This is a genomic window from Parvibaculum sedimenti, assembly GCF_009184905.1.
GTDB lineage: Bacteria > Pseudomonadota > Alphaproteobacteria > Parvibaculales > Parvibaculaceae > Parvibaculum > Parvibaculum sedimenti.
The window spans coordinates 76,119-97,372 of sequence record NZ_WESC01000005.1; the positions used below are offsets into that span (position 1 = coordinate 76,119).

24 protein-coding genes and 1 tRNA gene are annotated in these 21,254 nt (G+C 62.0%); 7 read left to right on the top strand and 18 right to left on the bottom strand.

The window, feature by feature from the left end:
• Positions 1 to 52: 52 nt before the first annotated feature.
• The 6 genes from typA to F2P47_RS06610 form a co-directional block, all read right to left on the bottom strand.
• Entirely contained in the window at positions 53 to 1,903 is a 1,851-nt protein-coding gene (gene typA, locus F2P47_RS06585) for a translational GTPase TypA (RefSeq protein ID WP_152215494.1), read from the bottom strand.
• Between the two features lie 166 nt (positions 1,904 to 2,069).
• Entirely contained in the window at positions 2,070 to 2,477 is a 408-nt protein-coding gene (locus F2P47_RS06590; protein ID WP_152215497.1) for an SRPBCC family protein, read from the bottom strand.
• 9 nt (positions 2,478 to 2,486) lie between these two features.
• The gene (locus F2P47_RS06595; RefSeq protein WP_152215499.1) at positions 2,487 to 2,840 is read right to left on the bottom strand and encodes a VOC family protein; all 354 of its coding nucleotides are present in this window, start codon (positions 2,838 to 2,840) and stop codon (positions 2,487 to 2,489) included.
• Positions 2,841 to 2,884: 44 nt separating this feature from the next.
• A complete protein-coding gene (locus tag F2P47_RS06600; RefSeq protein ID WP_185680989.1) occupies positions 2,885 to 3,736 on the bottom strand; it encodes a helix-turn-helix transcriptional regulator in 852 nt (283 codons plus the stop codon).
• Between the two features lie 96 nt (positions 3,737 to 3,832).
• Entirely contained in the window at positions 3,833 to 4,993 is a 1,161-nt protein-coding gene (locus F2P47_RS06605; protein ID WP_204886563.1) for a glycosyltransferase family 4 protein, read from the bottom strand.
• Positions 4,993 to 5,979, bottom strand: coding sequence for a UDP-2,3-diacylglucosamine diphosphatase (locus F2P47_RS06610; protein ID WP_246176778.1), 987 nt, complete (start codon positions 5,977 to 5,979; stop codon positions 4,993 to 4,995). Before F2P47_RS06610 ends, F2P47_RS06605 begins: the two co-directional genes overlap by 1 nt.
• A 232-nt stretch (positions 5,980 to 6,211) precedes the next feature.
• On the opposite strand from F2P47_RS06610, the gene F2P47_RS06615 reads away from it, so the two are divergent.
• Entirely contained in the window at positions 6,212 to 7,105 is an 894-nt protein-coding gene (locus F2P47_RS06615) for a diacylglycerol/lipid kinase family protein (RefSeq protein ID WP_152215501.1), read from the top strand.
• Between the two features lie 7 nt (positions 7,106 to 7,112).
• On the opposite strand, the gene F2P47_RS06620 is transcribed toward F2P47_RS06615, so the two are convergent.
• Complete coding sequence (locus tag F2P47_RS06620) at positions 7,113 to 8,069, bottom strand: transglycosylase SLT domain-containing protein (protein ID WP_152215503.1); 957 nt, start codon at positions 8,067 to 8,069, stop codon at positions 7,113 to 7,115.
• A gap of 420 nt (positions 8,070 to 8,489) precedes the next feature.
• The gene (locus F2P47_RS06625; protein WP_152215505.1) at positions 8,490 to 9,437 is read right to left on the bottom strand and encodes an N-formylglutamate amidohydrolase; all 948 of its coding nucleotides are present in this window, start codon (positions 9,435 to 9,437) and stop codon (positions 8,490 to 8,492) included.
• Between the two features lie 272 nt (positions 9,438 to 9,709).
• Here F2P47_RS06625 and cpdR point away from each other — a divergent pair, with 272 nt between their 5' ends.
• On the top strand, positions 9,710 to 10,069 hold the full coding sequence (gene cpdR, locus F2P47_RS06630; RefSeq protein WP_152215507.1) for a cell cycle two-component system response regulator CpdR: 360 nt from the start codon (positions 9,710 to 9,712) through the stop codon (positions 10,067 to 10,069).
• Positions 10,070 to 10,193: 124 nt separating this feature from the next.
• A tRNA-Val gene (locus F2P47_RS06635) sits at positions 10,194 to 10,268 on the top strand.
• Here F2P47_RS06635 and F2P47_RS18105 read toward each other — a convergent pair.
• From F2P47_RS18105 to F2P47_RS06655, 4 genes are all read right to left on the bottom strand, one after another.
• Positions 10,219 to 10,977 (bottom strand): site-specific integrase, encoded by a 759-nt coding sequence (locus F2P47_RS18105; protein ID WP_425500031.1) that lies wholly within the window; start codon positions 10,975 to 10,977, stop codon positions 10,219 to 10,221. The two genes, F2P47_RS06635 and F2P47_RS18105, sit on opposite strands and share 50 nt — an antisense overlap.
• A 254-nt stretch (positions 10,978 to 11,231) precedes the next feature.
• Positions 11,232 to 11,651, bottom strand: coding sequence for a helix-turn-helix domain-containing protein (locus F2P47_RS18110; RefSeq protein ID WP_152215510.1), 420 nt, complete (start codon positions 11,649 to 11,651; stop codon positions 11,232 to 11,234).
• Positions 11,652 to 11,724: 73 nt separating this feature from the next.
• Positions 11,725 to 12,276 (bottom strand): helix-turn-helix domain-containing protein, encoded by a 552-nt coding sequence (locus F2P47_RS06650; RefSeq protein WP_152215513.1) that lies wholly within the window; start codon positions 12,274 to 12,276, stop codon positions 11,725 to 11,727.
• Positions 12,277 to 12,524: 248 nt separating this feature from the next.
• On the bottom strand, positions 12,525 to 13,541 hold the full coding sequence (locus F2P47_RS06655) for a MobA/MobL family protein (protein ID WP_185680990.1): 1,017 nt from the start codon (positions 13,539 to 13,541) through the stop codon (positions 12,525 to 12,527).
• 184 nt (positions 13,542 to 13,725) lie between these two features.
• Here F2P47_RS06655 and F2P47_RS06660 point away from each other — a divergent pair, with 184 nt between their 5' ends.
• Genes F2P47_RS06660 through F2P47_RS06670 form a run of 3 tightly spaced genes read left to right on the top strand, consistent with a single transcriptional unit; the run spans position 13,726 to position 14,988 of the window.
• The gene (locus F2P47_RS06660; RefSeq protein ID WP_152215517.1) at positions 13,726 to 14,028 is read left to right on the top strand and encodes a hypothetical protein; all 303 of its coding nucleotides are present in this window, start codon (positions 13,726 to 13,728) and stop codon (positions 14,026 to 14,028) included.
• Positions 14,025 to 14,582 (top strand): Ig domain-containing protein, encoded by a 558-nt coding sequence (locus tag F2P47_RS06665; RefSeq protein WP_152215518.1) that lies wholly within the window; start codon positions 14,025 to 14,027, stop codon positions 14,580 to 14,582. The genes F2P47_RS06660 and F2P47_RS06665 overlap by 4 nt, the downstream gene beginning before the upstream one ends.
• Before the next feature lie 13 nt (positions 14,583 to 14,595).
• Entirely contained in the window at positions 14,596 to 14,988 is a 393-nt protein-coding gene (locus F2P47_RS06670) for a hypothetical protein (protein ID WP_152215520.1), read from the top strand.
• Here F2P47_RS06670 and F2P47_RS06675 read toward each other — a convergent pair.
• Positions 14,966 to 15,688, bottom strand: a complete 723-nt coding sequence (locus tag F2P47_RS06675) for a GIY-YIG nuclease family protein (RefSeq protein ID WP_246176780.1) — start codon at positions 15,686 to 15,688, stop codon at positions 14,966 to 14,968. The two genes, F2P47_RS06670 and F2P47_RS06675, sit on opposite strands and share 23 nt — an antisense overlap.
• 459 nt (positions 15,689 to 16,147) lie before the next feature.
• Here F2P47_RS06675 and F2P47_RS06680 point away from each other — a divergent pair, with 459 nt between their 5' ends.
• Positions 16,148 to 16,708, top strand: coding sequence for a lipid-binding SYLF domain-containing protein (locus F2P47_RS06680; RefSeq protein ID WP_152215522.1), 561 nt, complete (start codon positions 16,148 to 16,150; stop codon positions 16,706 to 16,708).
• 70 nt (positions 16,709 to 16,778) lie between these two features.
• Here the strand turns inward: F2P47_RS06680 and folE are convergent, their stop codons facing one another.
• From folE to F2P47_RS06705, 5 genes are all read right to left on the bottom strand, one after another.
• Complete coding sequence (gene folE, locus F2P47_RS06685; protein WP_152215524.1) at positions 16,779 to 17,390, bottom strand: GTP cyclohydrolase I FolE; 612 nt, start codon at positions 17,388 to 17,390, stop codon at positions 16,779 to 16,781.
• 141 nt (positions 17,391 to 17,531) lie between these two features.
• The gene (locus tag F2P47_RS06690; RefSeq protein WP_152215526.1) at positions 17,532 to 18,137 is read right to left on the bottom strand and encodes a phosphatase PAP2 family protein; all 606 of its coding nucleotides are present in this window, start codon (positions 18,135 to 18,137) and stop codon (positions 17,532 to 17,534) included.
• A 104-nt stretch (positions 18,138 to 18,241) separates the two neighbouring features.
• Complete coding sequence (locus F2P47_RS06695; protein WP_152215528.1) at positions 18,242 to 19,447, bottom strand: hypothetical protein; 1,206 nt, start codon at positions 19,445 to 19,447, stop codon at positions 18,242 to 18,244.
• The gene (locus tag F2P47_RS06700) at positions 19,447 to 20,280 is read right to left on the bottom strand and encodes an outer membrane lipoprotein-sorting protein (protein ID WP_152215530.1); all 834 of its coding nucleotides are present in this window, start codon (positions 20,278 to 20,280) and stop codon (positions 19,447 to 19,449) included. The genes F2P47_RS06695 and F2P47_RS06700 overlap by 1 nt, the downstream gene beginning before the upstream one ends.
• A 121-nt stretch (positions 20,281 to 20,401) precedes the next feature.
• Positions 20,402 to 21,247, bottom strand: a complete 846-nt coding sequence (locus F2P47_RS06705; RefSeq protein ID WP_152215532.1) for a TauD/TfdA dioxygenase family protein — start codon at positions 21,245 to 21,247, stop codon at positions 20,402 to 20,404.
• Positions 21,248 to 21,254: the final 7 nt, after the last annotated feature.

Sequence of the window (21,254 nt, forward strand, 5' to 3'; positions counted from 1 at the left end):
AGGCCGCGTCCCGAGGGGCGCGGCCTTTGCAATCAATGGAAGCGCTGGCGCTTCAGGCGACCGAGCGCGCGTATTTCTTGCGGTCGTTCGGGTCGAGCCAGCGCTTGCGCAGACGGATCGACTTCGGCGTCACCTCGACCAGCTCGTCGGCTTCGATATAGGCGATCGCCTGTTCGAGCGTCAGCGGGCGGGGCGGCGTCAGGCGGACGGCTTCGTCCTTCGACGTCGTACGGATGTTGGTGAGCTGCTTGGCCCTCATCGGATTGACTTCGAGATCGTCGGGGCGGGCATTTTCGCCGATGATCATGCCGCGATAGACCTTGTCGCCGGGCGAGATGAAGAGCGTACCGCGCTCTTCGATGTACCAGAGGCCGTAGGGCACTGCCTCGCCGTCGCTGGTCGAAATCAGGACGCCATTGCGACGGCCTTCGATTTCGCCGCGATAGGGTTCATAGGCCTTGAAGAGGCGGTTCATGACGCCTGTGCCGCGCGTGTCGGTCAGGAATTCGCCGTGATAGCCGATGAGGCCGCGCGAGGGGCAATGGAAGATGATGCGCGTCTTGCCGGCGCCCGTGGAACGCATGTCGACGAGTTCGCCCTTGCGCTGCGACATCTTCTCGATGACGACGCCGGTGAATTCATCGTCGACGTCGATGGTCGCTTCCTCGATGGGTTCGAGGCGGTTGCCTTTCTCGTCTTCGCGATAGAGCACGCGGGGACGCGAGATGCCGAGTTCGAAGCCGTCGCGGCGCATGGTTTCGATGAGCACGCCGAGCTGCAATTCGCCGCGGCCCGCCACGTCGAAAGCGTCGCCGCCTTCGCTGTCGCTGACGCGGATGGCGACGTTGCTTTCAGCTTCGCGCATCAGGCGGTCGCGGATGACGCGCGACTGCACCTTGGTGCCTTCGCGGCCCGCGAGCGGACTGTCATTGATGGCGACGGTGATCGAAAGCGTCGGCGGGTCGATCGGAAGCGCCTTCAGGGGCTCGGTCACGGCGGCATCGGCGATTGTGTCGGCAACCGTGCCCTGTACGAGACCGGCGATAGCGACGATGTCGCCCGCGCTCGCTTCCTCGACCGGAATGCGCTGAATGCCGCGATAGGCAAGCACCTTGCTGATGCGGCCTTTTTCGACGATGCCTTCATCCTTGCGGAGAACCTGAACGGCCTGGTTCGCCTTGACCACACCCTTTTCGATCTTGCCGGTCAGAATACGGCCGAGATAGGGGTCGGCTTCGATGGTCGTAACGAGCATCGCGAAGGGTTCTTCCGGCGAGCCGTCATGGAGCGCCGTCGGCTCCGGGAAATGCGAGATGATCTTGGAGAAGAGCGGCTTCAGCCCGTGTTCCTTGGCGTCCGGCGCCGAGAGGTCTTCACACGCCCAACCCTGACGGGCCGAGGCGAAGATGCAGGGGAAGTCGAGCTGTTCGTCGGTCGCGCCGAGCGCGGCGAAGAGGTCGAAGGCTTCGATGTGGACTTCGTCGGGGCGGCCGTCGGGGCGGTCGACCTTGTTGATAAGCACGATGGGCTTCAGGCCGAGCGCCAGCGCCTTCGAGGTCACGAACTTGGTCTGGGGAAGGGGGCCTTCCGCCGCGTCGACCAGCAGCACGACGCCGTCGACCATCGAGAGGATGCGTTCCACCTCGCCGCCGAAGTCGGCATGGCCGGGCGTGTCGATGATGTTGATGCGCGTATGGACGCCGGCCTCGTCGACCCAATCGACGCTGGTGGGCTTCGCCAGAATGGTGATGCCGCGCTCGCGCTCGAGATCGTTCGAGTCCATGACGCGTTCGGCCACCTGCTGGTTATCGCGGAACGTGCCGGACTGGCGCAGAAGCTGATCTACGAGTGTGGTTTTCCCATGGTCGACATGGGCGATGATCGCAATATTACGAAGAGACATGAATTACCGCCGGGTTTTTCGGGGCCCGGCCGGACGGATGATCGCGCACGGGGGCAGCCAAATCTGGCCGCCTTATAGCCCGGAGAGGGGCCTCGCGACAAGGATTCCTTCGCAGATGCGGCAGGTGGGGGCGGCTGGGTCGTTTGGCAGCCAGACCCCGTTCCCGTCAGTCTGCGGCCGTTTGGCGGTCCAGAGTGGCCCTTATGATTGTCGATCCGCGCTCGATCATGGCTCCGATCGGCCCTGCCGCCTCGTCTGGCAGCAGGTCGGTGACCCAGACCAGACGGCAGCTTTGGGGGCCTTCGGGGAAGACCTGCATCGAAGCGTTGTGATGGGTCATGGTCTCGCTCCTGACGGCGTAGGCGAAACGGCGGGCCTCGTCGTCGAGATCGACAAACAGTTCCTGTACCACCAACCCTGTCTCGAAGGTTACGATCCGGCTGCCCTCTTCGAGCTTTGTATCGATGACGAAACCGCGCACAAAGCGGGTGTGGATCGCGCCGAGGTCGCGCACGACGTCCCAGACTTCGGCGGCTGGCGCGGCGATATCGATCTCCTTGCGTATCGAAGCCATGGTTCCCTCCTATTTTACGCAGACCGCTTCGACATTGTTGCCGTCGGGGTCGATGAGGAAGGCGGCATAGTAGCCGGCGGCGTAATCGGGGCGGAGACCCGGCGCGCCGTTGTCGCGTCCGCCCGCAGCGAGACCTTCTTTATGGAAGCGGTCGACTGCGGCTCGGCTCGGCGCGGAGAAGGCGATATGGACACCCTTGCCCCCCGCGCCTGGCGAGAGATAGAAGGCCGGGCTTTTGGGCCCGAAGCCGCGCCACGTTTCATCCTTGTAGCAGAGTGCGTGGCCCAGCGGCGTAAGCGCCGCCTCGAAGAACCGGGCGGCTCTGTCGAGGTCTTTCACCTTCAGCCCGATATGGTCGTACATGATGTCCTCCTGTGTCGCGCATGTCGGCTGCGTGTTGTCGGAGGTCATCTTGCAGCGGGCGACGTTAGCCGATCTTGGAGGATTTTGCGCTTGCCCTTGGCCGCTTGACGGAATCGGCGCGGCGACATGCCGGCGGCGCGGTGGAAGGTCCGCACGAAGTTGGACAGATCGCCGAAGCCCACATCAAAGGCGATGTTGGTGATCGAGCGGTCATCGTCGGCGAGAAGCTGCGCCGCATGGCGCAAACGCGAGCGCATGAGATATTGGTGGGGTGTCACGCCGAGAACCCGGGTGAAAAGCCGGAGAAAATGAAAGAGACTGAGGCCTGCCTCTCGCGCCGCGCTTTCGAGGTCGATCTGCCGATGCGAATATTCCTCGATCCACATTGCGGCGCGCACCGCGCGGGCTCTGTCGCGCATGCTGGCGCCCGCGATATTGCGCGGCCGTCCTGAAGCGATCTCGGCAAAGCGCGAAGCCAATATCAGGCCTGCCTCGTCCAGACCGATATCGTTTGCGGCATTGGCGGCGGCCTGCGCGAGTTCACCAAGAATCATCATATCGGGCAGGGGCGGCAGGCTGCTGACCCGGCGAATTTCGGGCTTTCCGCCGATGGCGTCCGCAAGTTCAGGTGCGAACTGAAAGGAAAGGCATTCGTCGCCGCAGATATGGTGATCATGCGTACAGACATATTCGTTACCCGGATGGCCGATGAGAACGGAGCCGGGCACCATTTCGAAGGACTGTCCGCGCGTCTGGTAGCCGAAGCTACCCCTGCGGACATAGGAGATCGAAAAGACATCATGCCATTCGACATAGGGTGTCTCGCCGGGCCGCGCGCTGCACCGGTAGTCGAGTGCCGAAATGGCACCGCTCTGCAAGACTGTCGCTGTCACCATGGGGGAAGTCTACCGCCACATTGTTGGGGGTGCCATGATGACATTGAGGGGATGGCCGAAATTGGAAAAAATTGCTCTCCGCTCCAGCCGCCGGGCTTAATCGCAAACGGCTTTTTGGGCCTCATCCATCAAGGCGGCAGTGTCGGCAACTTCCGCGAGCGCCAGATTGGAGAGGAACTGTCGGGTGCAGGCCTCCCAGGAAAAGTTCATTGCGAAGGCGCGGCAGTCCGCAGGCGCGATGCCCAGCGCCTTGCGGCAGGCGGCGGCCAGATCTTTATCGAGGACGCCGACTGGCGCATCGCCGATGACGTCGAGCGGGCCCTGCACCGGATAGGCCGCAACAGGCGTGCCGGAAGCCAGCGCCTCGATAAGGACGAGGCCGAACGTGTCGGTCTTGCTCGGGAAGACGAAGCAGTCGGCCGCCGCATAGGCCTTGGCGAGTTCCTCGCCGAAGAGCGTGCCCGCGAAATGCACTTCCGGATGGTGCTTGCGGAGCACATCGAGCCGTGGACCGTCGCCGACCACCATTTTGGAGCCCGGCAGGTCGAGATCGAGGAAGGCCTCAATATTCTTTTCGACGGCGACGCGCCCGACATAGAGATAGACGGGGCGCGGAAGGTCCAGGTAGTGCTCACCCGCGAGCTTGGGCCGGGGACGGAAAAGCTCTGTGTCGACGCCGCGCGACCAGATGACCGGCTTGCCGAAGCCGCGGGCTTCGAGCTCCGCCTGAAGCGAGGGCGTCGCCACCATCACGCTCGTCGCCTTGGCGTGGAACCAGCGCAGGAAGGCATAGCTCCAGCTGAGCGGAAAGCCGGTCCGCGCATAGAGATATTCGCCGAAGCGGGTATGGAACGAGGTCGAGAAGGGAAGGCCGCGCTTCACGCAATAATTGCGCGCCGCAAGGCCGAGCGGCCCTTCCGTCGCGATGTGAATGGCGTTGGGATTTGCCTCTTCGATGAGCCGGGCAAGACGGCGCGCGGGGAAAAGTGCGAGGCGGATTTCCGGATAGCTCGGCATCGGAATGGTCGGGAAGCGATCGGGCGTGATCGAGATGACCTCATGCCCCATTAATTCGAGATTGCGCTTCAACTCGCCTAGTGTGCGCACGACACCATTCACCTGCGGCGGCGCCGCGTCGGAGACGATGACGAGCTTCAGCTTGGCAGCGTCAAGTCCGAGCGCGGGATCTGAGACGCGATACGCCTTGCGCAGCCGGAGCGACCGGCTCAATTCGGAGATGGTGCCATAAGCCCGCATCAGGCGGCGTTCAACACGGCGGAAGCCTCGTCGTCGACTTCCGTTTCATGCACCGCGCCTCCATCCTGCTCCCAGGAGAAGCGGTGCCAGGTGACGATGCTCAGTATGCCTTCGTCGTCCTCGGTGAGTGCAGTGCAGCTTTCGACCCAGTCGCCGTCGTTGCAATAGAGCACGCCGTCCATCTCCCGGATTTCGGCATGGTGGATGTGGCCGCAGATCACGCCGTCGACGCCGCGCTCGCGGGCCGAGCGCGCGACCGCGACTTCGTAGCTCGAAATATATTCGACCGCGTTCTTGACCCTGTGCTTCAGATAGGACGAAAGCGACCAGTAGGGTAGGCCGAAGAGGCGCCGGATTTCATGCAGCCAGTTGTTGAACGCGAGCGCCACGCCATAGGCGCGGTCACCGAGATGGGCGAGCCATTTGGCATATTTGACAACGCTGTCGAACTGATCGCCATGAATGACGAGGAAGCGGCGTCCATCCGCCGTCTCGTGGATCATTTCGCCGATGACGTCGATGCCGCCGAAATTGAGGCCGGTATAGTCGCGCAGCGCCTCGTCGTGGTTGCCCGGCACATAGATGACGCTGGCGCCCTTGCGTGCCTTGCGCAGGATTTCCTGCACCACGGCATTGTGCGCTGCCGACCAGTACCATGAACGCTTCAGCCGCCAGCCGTCGATGATGTCGCCGACGAGATAGATCGTTTCGGCATCGTTGTGGCGCAGGAAGTCGAGCAGAAGATCGGCCTTGCAGCCCGGCGTGCCGAGATGGATGTCGGAGAGAAAGAGCGTGCGGTGCTTCTTGCGGTGCTTGGGGCGCGGGCCCGTCAGACGGTCGTCGAGACCACCGCGCCTTGCGCGCCGGCTCAGGTCACGCTTGCGGGGAACGCTCGTATCCGCGGGCAGGTCGGGCATGAAGGGCCCTTGTTTCGCCGTGCCGAAGGCGAGGGTTGTGCTGAGGCGGTTCCAGGCCGTGTCGAGCAACGTCTTGTCCTTATCCGCTTCGTCGACGCGCCACGCCCGGGGCCATGCGCCGATCTTCCGACTGAGAACCCGATGCGCCCCCCCGGGCCCGATACCGCCGGCGCTCGCCAGCTTGACCGTTAACCGCTATAAGCGGGGCATCCGATCTGTTTCCGCCGCTATATTCGGTGGTTGTGGATAAGATCTCATGACGGATTAAAGACGCTTCGATGACACCTGCGCCGGAGGATCCGTGCCTTTACGCCGCGCCTTTCATATCATTCTGAATCCAATTGCAGGTGCCCGGCGTTCAGCGTTGCTGAATGCGGTCGTCGAACGGTTGAAGAAGGGTGGCGCGGAGGTGACCGTTGAACTGACGGAGCGGCCTGGCCATGCGACGGAACTTGCGCGCCGTGCCGCTGAGAGGGGACGGGCGGATGTGATCGTCGCGGCCGGTGGCGACGGCACGATCAATGAGGTCGCGCGCGGGCTTCTTGGGCAAGGCGTGCCGCTTGCCATCATTCCGCTCGGCACGGCGAATGTGCTCGCCATCGAACTTTCGCTTCGCCCCCGCGCCGCCGAAATTGCCGACATGCTTCTCACGGGCCCTGCCCATCTCGTCGGCACGGGCCTTGTCGGCGGAGAGATATTTCTCCTCATGGTCGGCATCGGCTTCGATGGCGTGGTCGTCCACGACATCAATCCGACGCTGAAGAAGTTGTCAGGCAAAGGCGCCTTCGTCTGGGCGGGAATCAAGGCCTGGGCCAAGGGTCCCGGCCACGACATCCGTCTCATCGCCGATGGTCGCGAGAAGCGCGCGCAATGGGCCGTCGTCGTCAATGGCCGCTATTTCGCTGGTCCCTATGTGCTTTCGCGCGAGGGTGACATCTCGCAACCCGGCCTGATGCTCTATCTCTTCCGCAATGGCGGGCGCCTTGCGCTGATCCGCTATCTGATCGCGTTGGGCCTCGGCCGCGTGGCGAAATTGCCCGATGTCGAAATTCTGCCTGTGCGACAGGTGCGCTTCCTCGAACCTGAGGGCCTTGCCGTCGAGGTCGATGGCGACGCTCGCGGTGCATTGCCTCAGACGGTGGAGCAGGGGACGCGCTTTCTGCGCCTCGTCGTGCCCTCGGGCTGGAAAGCCTGACCCAATTTCAGGGCAGTCTCAGATCCGTGGAGGCGTCGGCGACAACGGTGTTCGGCGCCGGATCGATCACGCGCGGCGCTGGGCGATTGCCCTTGGAGTCGGCACCGGTCGCGAAATCATTATCGGCCACGGAAAGACGCAAACCGACTGTGGCCGAGGCGCCCTCGCGCAGATCGTGTTGCGGCTCCGCATCGAGCACCATCGGCGCAGGGCGCTGTTGCGGTTCCACGATGGCGACCTGAGCGACGGAGGGGGTGCTTGCCTGCGGCCGTTGCGCGGAGGCGATCTCCGCGGCTGCTTCGGCCTTCAACGCTTCCGTAAGCGCTGCGACGCGATCGCGCTCGTTCGCCCAGATGCGGATGACCTTGGCGAAATAGGGTTTGTTGCGAGAGGCCAATTCGGAATGGTAGTTGGCCACCGCCTTGGGCCAAGAATCCGTTTGTGTGTGCAGCCGCTTCAGGAACTTCGCCGCATAGGTCACGTTGGTCAGCGGCTCGAAAGCGTCATAGAGGTCGTCAAAGGCGTCAGGGTGGTAGCGCAAATTGACCTGCATGCAGCCCACATCGATGCTGCGGATGCCCGCGTTGAGAAGGCGCTTCGTGGCGGCGACAGCTTCTCTCTTCGTGTCGAAATAGAAAGACTGGCCTTCGGCATTGATCGTCCAGGGCCAGGGCCGCGTTTTGCGTGTTTCGGGATCGCGGCGGCCCGTCTCTGCCATGGAAACCGAGACGAGCAGCGCGCGCGGCATCTTCTGTGTCGCCTCGATGGCGATGGCTGCGCGCTCGCAATAGGCCCAGGGGGAGGGTGCGGCTTTGGGATCTGTGTCCCGGCTGCCCTGGGCATGGGCGAGCGTGGGGGCGAGCGTCGAGCCAAGCGAAAGCGCGGAGGCGAGCGCAACGGCCAATCCGGCGCGGATGGTTCCGGTCCTGGCGGCGTTTCTGGTCGTCCGTTTTTGTCGATGCATCCTATTCAGCCCCTGCGACCTTCCGCCGACACGCGCCCGAATGGCTGCGCCTCGCGGGAATGCGAGCGTTGCCATACTGCATTGGGGGCACTTAACGAAGCTTTGACGGAGAGGTTGAATCGGGCCCGTCCCCCAACTTTCGCTGCATTGCAATGGTGTGCCGACCTGCGACAAATCGCCTTTAATGACGGCAATTTAGCTAAAAAATGCCGCATGGGACGGCATGATAAATTTTCTCTCAAAACCCTTGTTTATTGTGCGCTGCAATGTATATTGTGCATTGCGTCATCGGTTGAGCTTTCTCCTGATGACGTAGCCCTTCCTGGGCGTTTCCTCCCTAAACTTGGGCCCTGGTTCGCCAGGGCCCCTTTTTTTGTCCTGAGCCATGTCTCTGGCGGGGCTTGGGAGGATATTCGACCCTTATTGAGCTGCGTGGCGCGCACCGCCGGCGAAGCCGGACCAGTCGAGGCCGGCGAGGCCCTCGACAAAGGCTGTCATGTCCGCCTTGAGCCTGGCAAGGCCCTGGCCGCGTTCGAGCCGCGTCTCGTTCATGTAGAGCGCCCGGTTGATCTCGATCTGGAGGGCGTGGAATCCAGCCTGTGGCCGGCCGTAATGCTCGGTGTTGAAGCCGCCCGCATAGGGGTTGTTGCGTGCGACACGGTAGCCGAGCCGCCGCAGCAGGCGTTCGGCCTCCTCGGTGATTTTGCTGGCGCAGGAGGTGCCGTAGCGGTCGCCCAGCACGATGTCAGGCCGGTTGCCGCCGCGGTCGTCTTCATTGGGGGCGCCGACCGAGGGCATGGAGTGACAGTCGATGAGCAGGGCACAGCCGAAGCGCCGCCGGGCCTCTTCCAGCAGGTCGCGCAGCGCCTCGTGGAAAGGCATGTAGAGCAACCGGATGCGCCGCTCGGCGTCGGCATAGGATAGCGGCGCGCGATAGATTTCCGTCGAATCGGCGACGACCCGGGCGATGGTGCCGAGCCCGCCCGCTACCCGGAGCGAGCGCGTATTCACATGCGGCGGCAGCGGATCGGCGAACATGGCCGGGTCGAGCTCATAGGGCTCGCGATTCGCGTCGAGATAGGCGCGGGGGAAGCGGGCGTGGAGAAGCGGCGCTCCAAGCGCCACCACGCCGCCGAAAACCTCTTCGATGAAGCTGTCTTCCGAGCGGCGGAGCGTCATGGCATCGAGATTCGAAGCTCTGACGAAGGCCTCCGTATAGACGCGGCCGCTATGGGGCGAGGAAAAGACGAAGGGGATGCGGGGCTCCGGCGGCCGTTCGAGCGAGATGGGCCGTTCGAAAAGCCCGGCTTCGTCCGCGGCGGACAGACCGGCCTGATCGTCATTGAGTTGCTGAGGATTGGTGGCCATGAGACTCAAGGATATTCACCTGCCCTGAAGGCTTTTCAAGGGCAGGCCGTCCCGGAGATACCGCCCGACCAAGAGCCCTTTATGCCGAAGAGACTAACATGCGGAGCCTGAGGCCTGCGAACAAGCCGCATTTTTGCCCCTGGGCGGCTCGGGGCAGAGACGGATATTCACGCGCTGTTTACCCCGGAAACCTAGAGTGCCGGACGACGGCTCGGGTAATTCCGAGATTAAACGGGCCGCGAAGTGGGCGGTGAAAAGGTGGATTTGGGCTAATGGCACGCATTCTGCTGGCGGAAGACGATGATTCCATGCGCCGGTTTCTGGCGAAGGCGCTCGAAAATGCCGGGCATGAGGTGATCGCCTATGGTCGCGGCGACCAGGCTCATGACAAGCTCAAGCACGACATCTTCGATATTCTTCTGACCGATATCGTCATGCCGGAGATGGACGGCATTGAGCTGGCGCGCCACGCCGCCGAACTCGATCCCACGATGAAAATCATGTTCATCACCGGTTTTGCCGCCGTTGCGCTCAATCCCGAGAATGCCGCCCCCAAGGATGCCAAGGTGCTTTCCAAGCCCTTCCACCTGAAGGATCTGGTCGCCGAGGTCGAGCGGTTGATGGCTGCGTAAGATTTCGCGACGCTTCGGTGAAATTCCCGGCGTCTTCCATCTTGTCTTTCGGCTGCATCCCCGATATACGGACTGCCTCTAACCGGGGCGCCGGGTTCGGCCCCGCCCCGTCCGCCATGGCAATGGGCGCGTAGCTCAGCGGGAGAGCACTACGTTGACATCGTAGGGGTCACAGGTTCAATCCCTGTCGCGCCCACCATTGCCGCCAATGACTTAGCAGACATGGCCTTTTCGCCCATACCCCGTCTGGGGTGCGACTGGGGCGCAACGGTCATGCGTCGCAGCGCGGCGTCGAGTACACCTGCCGCGCGCTTTTTGTGATCGGGGTGGTGATGGGCGTAGTGGCGTTCGACCATGCGCGTATCCGAGTGCCCGAGATATTGGGCAATATCCCAGAGCGATACACCTGCTTGCGCGAGCCAGGTCGCTGCTGTGTGTCGGAGCGTGTAGGGCACAACATCGGTCCCCAGACCCGCCAGCGTCGCGGCGTCGCGGAAGGCAGTGCGGACGCTTCCCACGGCATAGCCGCCATACGACACGACGAAGCCGGAGACAGGTCGCTTGCGCGCCCGCGCCCGCGCCGTCCGGGCCCGCCGCGCCTCTTCCTCGTGCTCGGCTTTGAGTTCATTCCAGAGTGAGCCGAGGAGAGGAACGATGGGCCGCGCCTTCGCGGTCTGGATCCTGCCGTTCGGGTTCAGATGGATGTGACCGCCCTCCCAGTCGATAGCATCCCAACGCAAATCGAGGATGGCGGCAGGCCGTGCGCCAGTCGCAACCGAAAGCAGGATGAAGAGGCGTAGGTGCCGCGTCTTCGTAGCGGCGAGGAGGCGACCGAACTCTTCTTCCGTCAGGTAGCGTTTCCGTCCCTCCGCAGAAGGGACATCATAGATTTTCGGCGCAGTAGGCATCCAGTCCGGATGGTCGCGGTGTGCCTTATTAAGCGCTGCGCGCAAGACGCTGAGGTCTCGGCTGATGGTGGCTGGGCGCACGCCTTCTTCCTCCCGCGCCCAAACAAATTCTTGCTGCGCGTCGAAGGAGAGGGCGCCTGCTGGCGTGGCCTCGCCGATAAGGCGTATGAGGTGCCGCGCGGAGATTCGCGCCTGCTCTTCTGACGGAATGCCTGCGACGGCCGCGACATAGGCGTCGAGGGCTTCGTCTATTGTCAGAGCGCCTGTGGCTTGCGCCGGCGGCAAAAGGCCTTCCGACCTGCGCCCGTCGAGGATGAAGCTTGCGAGGACCCTTTGAGCCTGAGCCTCATCGGTCGTCCGTGTTGAGCGAAGGACGGTCTTGCGGCGGAGAGGGTCGTAGGAAGCGACATACCAGACAGGGCTGTCGGGGCGCTTGGTGAGCCAGTAGCCTGAGCGTGATGATTTGGGCATGATTTCAGAGTGCTGTTAAGGAAGGATTCAACATGAGCGCGTGAGAACCGGCGGATGCCGCTGATGTCATGGTGTGCCAGAATCCCATGCCGCGCCAGTCGACGGATGACCTTCCTGTCAACGGCAAGCCAATCCGCGACCTCTTGCTCTGAAAGCAGAGAGGTGGGCGATTGGGGGGAGGCGTGGGTAGCGTGAACGATCATCCGCCGGATATGCGTTCAACCGCTCAAAACCGGATGAAAAAAGTTGTTAGGGGGGAGGTCGGGGTTGAGCTGTTTATTGGCCCCCAGCGCCATCCTTGCGCCCGCGCGAAGGTGTCCAGCGGCCCGGCCCACTCTGAAACTTCGACACGCTCAGCCTTTTTGTGAGGAGCCCGCGCGCGCCCTTTGAAAATACAGCATTGGTTTTGAACGGTGCCCATTGCCGCTGGTCTGCCGCCATCGCCCACACCTCGTTAGGATTGAGCGCGTAGATGCATCCGCCCGCTTCCCTGATTGTGATGATCGCGCCCTCATCCTCCAACAACCTGACAAGCGACCGGATCGTTCGCGTTGAGCAGCCCACGGCCTCGGCAAGGTCAGCCTGCCCGATGAGCACCGCCCCATTCGGTCCGGCATGCTCTCCGAGAAAGCCCCACAGTTTAAGGGCCTTGGGGCTACGGTCTGCGAGCTTCTGAATCCTCTGCCAGCCGGCCTTGAAGACTTTTTTGAAGCCGGAATCTTTTGCTGCGTCATGGTCCTTCAGCGCGGCGTCTACTGCTTCATAAACATCTGCAACGACTGCCGGTAGCGCTCCGCGCGGCAGGTCGTCGTCTTTGCGTTTTGCCATCACATCCCCCTGCTTTCTGGTCTCTCTAATGAGGACCTAGAAGCGGATTTTTTTTCCGCAAGGAGGAAGTAATCGGAAGTCTAGAATTTCCGCTCCATGGGAAGCCTAGGCTTTCCGGTAGGGGGGTTTTATATGTTTGTTTTTTCTCGTTCTTTTATTTCTGACTCTATTCTCCTTAAAGGGGCAGGTGGAGTAGGCAAGAAAACGCCCGGCAAAGCCGGGCGGGTTCCTTTCGAAAGGAAGAAGTTTCAGCGCTCTTCGTCGCCCAACTCGCCGCGTGCGCTCCGTTCGATTCCGCTGAGGAATCCGTCTAAGCTGCTCTGTGCCTTGTCGAGCATCCCGGCCTTCCTCGTCGGCAACCGTTGTCCGGTGCTCGGGGAAACTATTTTCGCGGTGTGCTTCATGTGCGACTGCGCTGCGGCACGGCGCGCAAGTGCCTCTAGCCCCTGTGGATCCTGTCGTGTCTGCGTTTTCTCGATTCCAGACATTTCTTCACCCTTTCGCTTTGTGGCTTCGTGTTCTCTCAACATAGGCGCGCGCGCCGCGCGCCGCCGCCGTCGGCGGCGATTTCTTTCGCCCGCCGCCGTTCGCTGCCCCCTGCGCTCGGCGGCGGCGCGTGCCGGACCGAGGTGTTCCTGCGGCTCGATGAAGCCGTTGGGGAGCCCCTCTGCCTCTAACCGCCTCTTCCAGCTTCTCATGTCGACTCGCGGTGCGGTGCTGGTCTGCGTCAGCGCTTCATCACAGCGAGCGGCCCACGCGACACGCCACGCCTCGACCTCGACGCCTCCAGTCCGTGGGTTGTCTAACTCCCGGGTTTTTTCTTTCAGTGCCAAGCCGTCGCTTCGTCTGGCGCTGACGATTACATGGGCGTGGAAGTTCCGCTCATCACCATGCGCGTCTGGGAGATGAAGCGCGTAGGCGCAAGCGACGCCGTGCCGCGCGCGCAGGTCTTCACACCATAAACGGACGACGCGCTCGCGCGTGTCCGCGTCTAGTTCATGCGGTAGGGCGACGATGATGCTGCGTCCCTCGCAAGCGTCTTTCCGCTTTTCAGACTTGCTCATTTCAGCAGCGAGACTTGCTGCGTCGCCTTTCCAGCCGACAACCCCGACCGCTTCGACATCATCGCGCTTGCGCCGATAGTCGTGCATGATTTCTGTGCGCGGATCCGCGATGCGCGCACGGCAGACATAAGCCATTCTCGCGCAAGCGGTCGCGCCGCGTCCGCGCGAGATTGTTGAGACTTTCAGATAGCCAATCGCCATGCCCTGCTTCCTTCCTTCGCGCCGCAGGTGCGGGGTGTCGGGGGCTTGCCCCTGACCGCGCGTTGTCCCGAAGGGGCAACGCATACTTGCGCCCTCGGGGTTTTTCCGTGCGCCCCTTGCCTCGCCCTCAATACGCACCTAGGTCGTCAACGCGGCGAAAACAAACGCGACGGAGGCCTCTCAAATGACCGCTGCGGCACCTTCTGGCTGGATTTGGGATTTCGAAAATGGTGTGTTCGTTTTGCGCGACCCGCGCGGTCGCCTGCGGATTTCATGCTGGCCTTGTTCAACGCAGCCGCCAGCCACCGGTGGTTGGTATTGGTTCATTCAAAACGGCTGTCGCGGCCGTGCGGAAACGCTTGAGCAAGCGTGTTTGGCGGCGATGGATTCAGCAGGATTTCGACCGACCGCGCGCGCGTCGCTTCTCGCGCTCGTATCAAATGCTATCGAATTCGCGACAGACTCAGACCTGATGGGGCCGCGATGATCATCCGCGATCGCGCGGGCGCGACCGCGCCCGAGTATGCCGTTCTTGTTAGTCTTCTCGCCGCCATCACGGCTGTTGTTGTCGTCGGCCTCGGCGTAAGGGTTGACGCAGTCTTCATGTTTGAAAACACAACCCTCTCTGCGCTGTCGGCGGCCGGCGCTCCGGCTCGCCAGCCAGCTCCAGTTCCTCCGGTGCTCCCGGTGGATGACGATGATGATGCACCACGCATGCCCGCGCGCGTCACGCTCGCACCTTTGCGCGACTTCGAACTCCCATCTTGGATTCAAACTGTCTGCCCCATCATGCCCGGCGGTTGCTCGCTGAGTGCGCCAGCCGCCGGCAGTGTTCCGATGCTAACGCGTGTGAGCGGCGGCACATCGCCATATAGCTTTACCGCCGCCGGCTTGCCGCCGGGCTATGCGCTCGACCTCGCCACGGGAGAAATCACGAAAAACAACTCTGTTGCGGTTGCTGGTATTTTCACTGTCACGCTGACAGTCCAGGACGTCGCTGGCGCTAGCGCTTCAAGTTCTTTCACGGCAACGTTCTACTGAGAGAGATTGAGCCATGGCTGGACACGACGCCCGTCTCGAAAAACTCAATGCCCGCCGCGCCGCGCTGGATCTGAAAATTAATCGGCTGGTGGCGGTAGAAAAAGAGCGCCGCCGGCGCGAAGACACAAGGATGAAAATCATTATCGGCGGCGCGCTTATCGCGCTCGCAAAAAGAGACGCCGTGAGCGTCAAGGCTCTAGCGGACCAGATGCGCCCCCTCATCGAGGAACGCGACCGCCCGGCGCTCACGGCACTGTTTCAGGCGGACGGATGGGCGTTACTTGAAGGGCTTGCCGCCAGACAAGAAGCCCGGAGGGCGCGAGATAATGGAACTCTCCAGCCCCAGATATCGACGAAGAGCGCTGAAACTTCATTTCCAGTCGTTACTGGAACTTCCGTCGTTTGAATGCTGCGACGTCGGTGGAGGTCAGCTTGAACCATTCGCCGTTCATCCGTCGGTCGGCAAAGCGCCGATGCCAATAAGCCTCGATGCCCGACGGGTCATCCGTCCGGATGGTATGTTCAAGCTTGAGTGGTTCCGGCTGGGCAACCCGAATTTCTTTCACGCGACGCTCAATCTCGTCGCTGCGCCCGATTTTGTAGTGAGGACCCGAGCGCAATAGATAGACTGAACCCTCGGATTTGGTTGTTTCCGAAGGGCTATCATCAGGGGTGTTTCTGCCATCCTTTGACAACATCTCGGCGACGTCGTCATACCCGGGATTCTGGGCCACCCACTTGGAGAGCCGTTCCAGCATTGCTGCCTTGGTTCGAAAATACCGCAGGGCCTTCTCGCCGCTTGGGCCATCGGGATGCTTTCTTGCATAAAGACGAAGCTCGGCGGCGCTCGGAATCTTGCCATATTCCCGCGTGGCCTCCGCAATCATCCTCAGGCGGGGGATTTCTCCAATCGCCCCGAACTTTTCGTTCGGCTTAAACCCTGCTTCGGCGATAGCATCTCCCCAGCGCGCCCAATAGACGCCGCGCCAAGCACCTTGACGGATTCCGGTTTCTCTCTCGAACAGCCTGCTGCCAGGCGGGATACCGGCATTGGCTGTTGTAATCCGGCATATCTCCGCCAAGATTCGCTCTTTCATTCTGTCCATGATCGTTGCTGTCGATTCCCAACGGAAAGGATGGCAGAAAGAGGACGTGCGACAAGCGGGAATCACAGTCTGGGGAGCGACTGGGGCGCAAAAAACCTACTTTTCACCGTTTCCGGACCAAGAGATAGGCAGATTTCCTTTGTTTCTCAAAGGCTTGGTTTTTCTTTGCGCTTCTTGACATCGTAGGGGTCACAGGTTCAATCCCTGTCGCGCCCACCATTGCCGGCCCCCTCCGGGGCGCTTCCTCGAAACAGACATATTCCCCCATCGAAGCGGCTCCGCGCAGGACCGCCGCCGAGGCAAGCGTTGTGTGAGCCTGTGTCCTTGGGTTGTCCCTTGCCAAATTGGTCGCCCTACGGAACTTTTCTTCTGTCCGGGCGCTATCCGGTCATGCACAGCCAATCGCACAGGCCCAAGCACAGGCCCAAGCACAGGCCCAAGCACAGGAAGGTATCCATCATGATGAAATCTCGACGGGCATTTCTCGCGCTGCTCCTTGCCGCCGGCATGGTTCTTTCGGTCGGTCTCACGGACCGCGCAAGGGCGGCAACGGCAGAGGATCTCAACAGGGATTCGACACAGGCGCTCAACAATCTCTACACCACAAATGCGACCGCAAAGGCGATCGGCAAGCAGGCCCGCGCCATTCTCGTCTTCCCGAATATCGTGAAGGCGGGTCTCGTTTTCGGCGGCGCTTATGGTGAAGGTGTGCTGCGCAAGAATGGCCGCGTCGTCGATTACTACAACTCCGTCACCGGCTCATGGGGCCTGCAGGCGGGCGCGCAGTCCTATGGCTACGTCGTCTTCCTGATGACGAAGAAGGCAGTCGATTATCTCGACAAGTCGTCGGGCTGGGAAATCGGCGTCGGTCCGACCGTGGTGGTTGTCGACGCGGGCGCGGCGAAGAATCTTTCAACCTCGACGCTGAAGGACGATGCCTATGCCTTCATCTTCAATCAGCAGGGATTGATGGCGGGCGTCAGCATCGAAGGATCGAAGATCTCCAAGATCAAGCGCTGAACCGACCGGACGAAGAAACGGCCCCGCGCTTCAGAGGCGTGGGGCCGCTTTATGTCGTCGGTAGTGATCGTCAGTGATGGTGATCCATCGTCATGCGCAGGAATTCCTCGCGCGTCTTCGGATCGTCGCGCACTGCGCCGATGAGATGGCTGGTGCTGAGCGTTGCTTCAGGTGAATTCACGCCGCGCATGGTCATGCAGGCATGTTCCGCCTGGATGACGACGCCGACGCCGCGCGGCTCGAGCACTTCGAAAATCGTGTGGGCGATTTCGGCGGTGAGCTTTTCCTGAATCTGGAAGCGACGTGCGAAGCCATGCACGACGCGGGCGAGCTTTGAAATGCCGACGACGCGGTTCGACGGCAGGTAGCCGACATGGGCATAGCCCGTTATCGGCAGCATGTGGTGCTCACAGAAGCTGACGACGCGAATGTTGCGCATCACGATCAACTCGTCATAGCCGCCGACTTCTTCGAAGACTCGCTTGAGATAGGCGCGCGGATCGACTTCATAACCGGCGAAGAGTTCGCGATATGAGCGCGCGACGCGGCCGGGCGTGTCGATCAACCCTTCGCGCGTAGGGTTTTCTCCTGCCCATCGCAGCATGGTGCGAACGGCCTCTTCGACCTCCGCCTGCGTAGGTTTTGCAACCTTTTGGGGCTTCTTCGTCTTTGCTTTCGCCATGATCCGCTTCTCTCCGGGGCCGTTCTGGCACGGCTCACTGCTCGTGGCACACTTGCTGATACCGTCAAGATTTATATCTGGATCACTGGTTTATCGAAATCGGATCACGAGGGCTACCCGCCAAGGTACCCGGCGACCGCATCAGTGGCATATTCCGAGCATCGCGGTGAGTGCCTTCGAGAGCTGGTCGATCCTGCTCTCGATCGGCAAGGTCGTCCCGCGAAGGATAAAAACGAGGCACAAGGGGAGAAGCAGGAGGAGCAGCGTCGGCCGAGGCCGTGGTTCGGAAGCGGGCGGCTCGACGCGGTAGAGAATGATGGGTGCCGCAAGCCCGATTAGCGCGCCGAGCAGGACTTCGGGTGCGCTGTGCATGTGAAGAAGGATGCGCGATGCGGCGATGCCGCCGCAGCCTGCGAGCGCGCCCGCGATGAAAAGCGCGCGTGTCCAGCGGGCGCGTGCGAGCTGCGCCCAGAGCGCGGCAAAGCCGCCATAGGCGGCAATCGCGGCGGTCGTGTGCCCGCTCGGACTTCTGATGTCTAGAGCGGGCAGAAGGTGCCCGCAGGAAATGAAGACAATCTTGGCGATGAGCGAGCCGCCCAGCGACGCGGCAAGCGCGATGCACCAGATGAGCGCCGCCCGCCGCGCCCTTGCCGCCGCCAGCACAATGGCGACGGTGATCGCGAAAGGCAGGATAACGGCCTGATCGCCGAAGGCCGTAATGAAATAGAGAAGCTGGGACAGGTGCATCGGCCCGCTATTGAGTGAGCGCAAGGAGAGGATGGGACATCTTGCCCCAAGAATCTAAACGCTTTCGTTCGCCTTCGCCGCGACTTGTTCGGGAATGGATATAGTCAGAAGAAACGCGCGATGCGGAACTGGAGATAGTTGTCGTCCGCGATGCTGTAGATCGGATCGCGGCGGGGAATGTTGCCGAAGAAATAGGCCTCGGCCGAGAGACGGTAATCGTCGCCGAGCCTGCGCTCGCCCTTGAAGCGAAAGCCCATCGCGCCGGTTTCGGCATCGACCACCGCGCCACCGAGAAAGCTTGTGGAGGCTTCGTCATTCGCCGTCCAGCGCAGCGCGAGGAAGCCGTCGTTTTCATAAGGATCGCGGGCCATCAGGCCGCGGCTGTCCAGCGCATATTCGGCGACGATGCCGACATCGCCCTCGGTGCCCAGGGCGCCATAGAAGGTGTATTCCACGCCCCCCGTCGCCGCCTCGTATTCACGGCCGAGTTCGCGCCGCCAATAGCCTTCGAGCTTGTAGAGCCACGCGCCCTTCGTCGCTTGTACGTCGAAGGAAGCCTGCTTCATCTGTGCATAGAAGGGCGCCAGCACCAGGTCGCCCTGTGCGCTGAGCGCGGGCGTCAGGATGGGGTCGCGGTTCGTGCCCTGGAAATAGCTGATGCCGAAGTCGATATCGCCAAGATGGTGCGAATAGCGGAACGCGCCATCGACATGGCGCTCCTTGCGCGAGCTTTCATAGCGCGTGAGCTCCATGTCGACGGGGATGTCGTAGGCAGGACGCCCGTTTGCGCCGGGAAAGTCGCGCTCGCGGAAATAGGGGAGCAGGAAAGCGTCGAAAGTACCGAAATCCTGCGTCGTGCGAACGCGCAGCATGGGCTGGCCCAGCCGTGTCTCCTGCTTCACCGGATCTTCGATGAGGTCTGTCTGGTTGATGACATCGACGAGATGTACGGCCTCCGTGACGCCCCAGAAGACCTTGTCGAAGCCGAGGCGGACTTCCCACTTGCCCATGACGAGGCCGTAGCGCGCCTCGCGCAGATCCCAATGGGTGCGGCGGCTGTCTCGCTGGTCGAGCCGCGCGAAAGGCGTGACGATGAGCGACTGGTCGCCATTGTCCCACATATATTTGCCGGTCAATTCGCCGGACACGGATATATCCGTGTCCTTTTGCCGGGTGCTGCTTGCGGACTGCGTGAAGAGGCGCAGCTCCGGCTCGATCGTTCCGCGCAGTCCGAGGTCATCGGCCTGCGCGAAGGTTGGTGCCAGCGCGACGATGACCGCGGCGAAGGCTGACCGGCTCGTCTTCGACATCAGCGCGCCCTTTCGAGGCTCGCCGTGGAAAAATCATCCTTCGTCAGGCCGGTGTGAAAGGCGTAGCTCTGCCAGACGAGGCGCGTCGACTTCTTCGTTTCATGGTTCGCCATGGCAAGTTCGCCAGGCCGCCAGAACTTGTTGTCGTAAAGCTTGTAGTCCTGATAGGTCAGCGTCTTGATGAGGCTGTCCTTGCGGTCATAGAAGTCGGTCTTCCGGAACAGATAATCGGTCGTGTCGATCCAGACGATCTGGCGGGTATAACCGGAATTCTCATATTGCGGCGTGCGCTCGACGACGTGGCAGGTTCGGTCGCCGCATGGCTCGTCTCTCAGCCATTTGTAGGTGAACTTGCCGACCTGCTGCGCGGAGAAATCCTCAAAGGCGAATTCGCTGCCGACAAAGGGGCCCGACTTGTTCGCCGACGAGATGCGCTTCACGCGCTTCACCGTCGGCAGATAGAGCCATTGCTCGTCGGCTTCCTTCACATGCGGATAGGTGAGGAGCGCGGTTCCCTCGATGTCGGCGGGCTTGTCGAAGGTCATCAGGCTCCAGTTGCCGTCGCCATCGGTGTTCTCGATCATCATGAAGCGGAGCGCCCGCTCGCTCGTCTCGCCTGATGCGTTGGTGAGTACCATCTTCATGTCGGCCTTGGCGTCGCCCCAGCCCCGGTCGCGCTTGCCGCTCTCCTCAGCGATGGCAAGCCCGCGCGCCGCCGGGTCGGACGGTGCGGGAAGGCCCGGCGCTTCCGCGCGGAGCGGCCCGGAGGAAATAATGGAAAGCGTGAAAATGGCGGCTGCGCAAAGTGCCGCCCGATATGTGCGTCCGGTCATGCCCATCCCCGGCCTTGAATCCCCCAATGAGCCGCGCAGCCTTGAGTGCCGCGCGACTCGCCCGTCCGCATGATGCAGGCTGAACTGGGTGTTTCAAAGTGAATTTGCCGAAGGGCGCCCGTCAGAAGGGGCGATCGCCATTCACCGTGACGCGCTCCATGTGACGCCGATGGCCCTGATAGTCGTTGAGCGCGAAGTGCTGGGTGCAGCGATTGTCCCAGAAGGCAATCGCGTTATTCGTCCAGCGGAAGCGGCAGGTGAAGCCCTCCTGCGTGCAATGTTCGAAGAGGAAGTCCAGGAGCGGCTTGCTCTCGCGCCGCGTCATGCCGACGAACTTCTCCGTGAAGGCAGGGTTGACGTAAAGCGCCTTGCGGCCCGTCTCGGGATGCGTGCGGACGACGGGGTGCTCGTAGGAGGGCACGTCATTGCCCGCGGTCGCGACTTCCATCGACTTGCGCTTCTGCGCCGAATGGCCCCGCTCGCTATATTCACCCTTGGCGGTGTGGACCGCGCGAAGCCCTTCGAGCATCGCCTTCATGCCGTCCGAAAGCGTCTCATAGGCGAGATACTGGTTGGCCCAGAGCGTATCGCCGCCATAGGACGGGACCTCTTTGGCGTAAAGGATGGAGCCGAGCGCCGGTTCATCAAGGAACGACATGTCGGAGTGCCAGCCGCCGCCGAAATTTACCTTGTCGTCCGGCTCCTTGACGATCTGCATGATCTCCGGGTGCCCGTCCATGCCCTTCACGTAAGGGTGGATGTTGAGCGTTCCGAAGCGCCGGCCGAAGGCCTTGTGCTGGTCATGGCTGATCCGCTGGTCGCGGAAGAAGATGACCTGATGGTCGAGAAAGGCCCGGTGGATATCGTCGAAGGTCTCATTGTCGAGTTCGCGCGCCAGGTCGACACCAACGATTTCCGCGCCGAGTGCGCCCGCGATGCGGTTCACCTCGATCTTGTTATAGGCCATGTTGTCC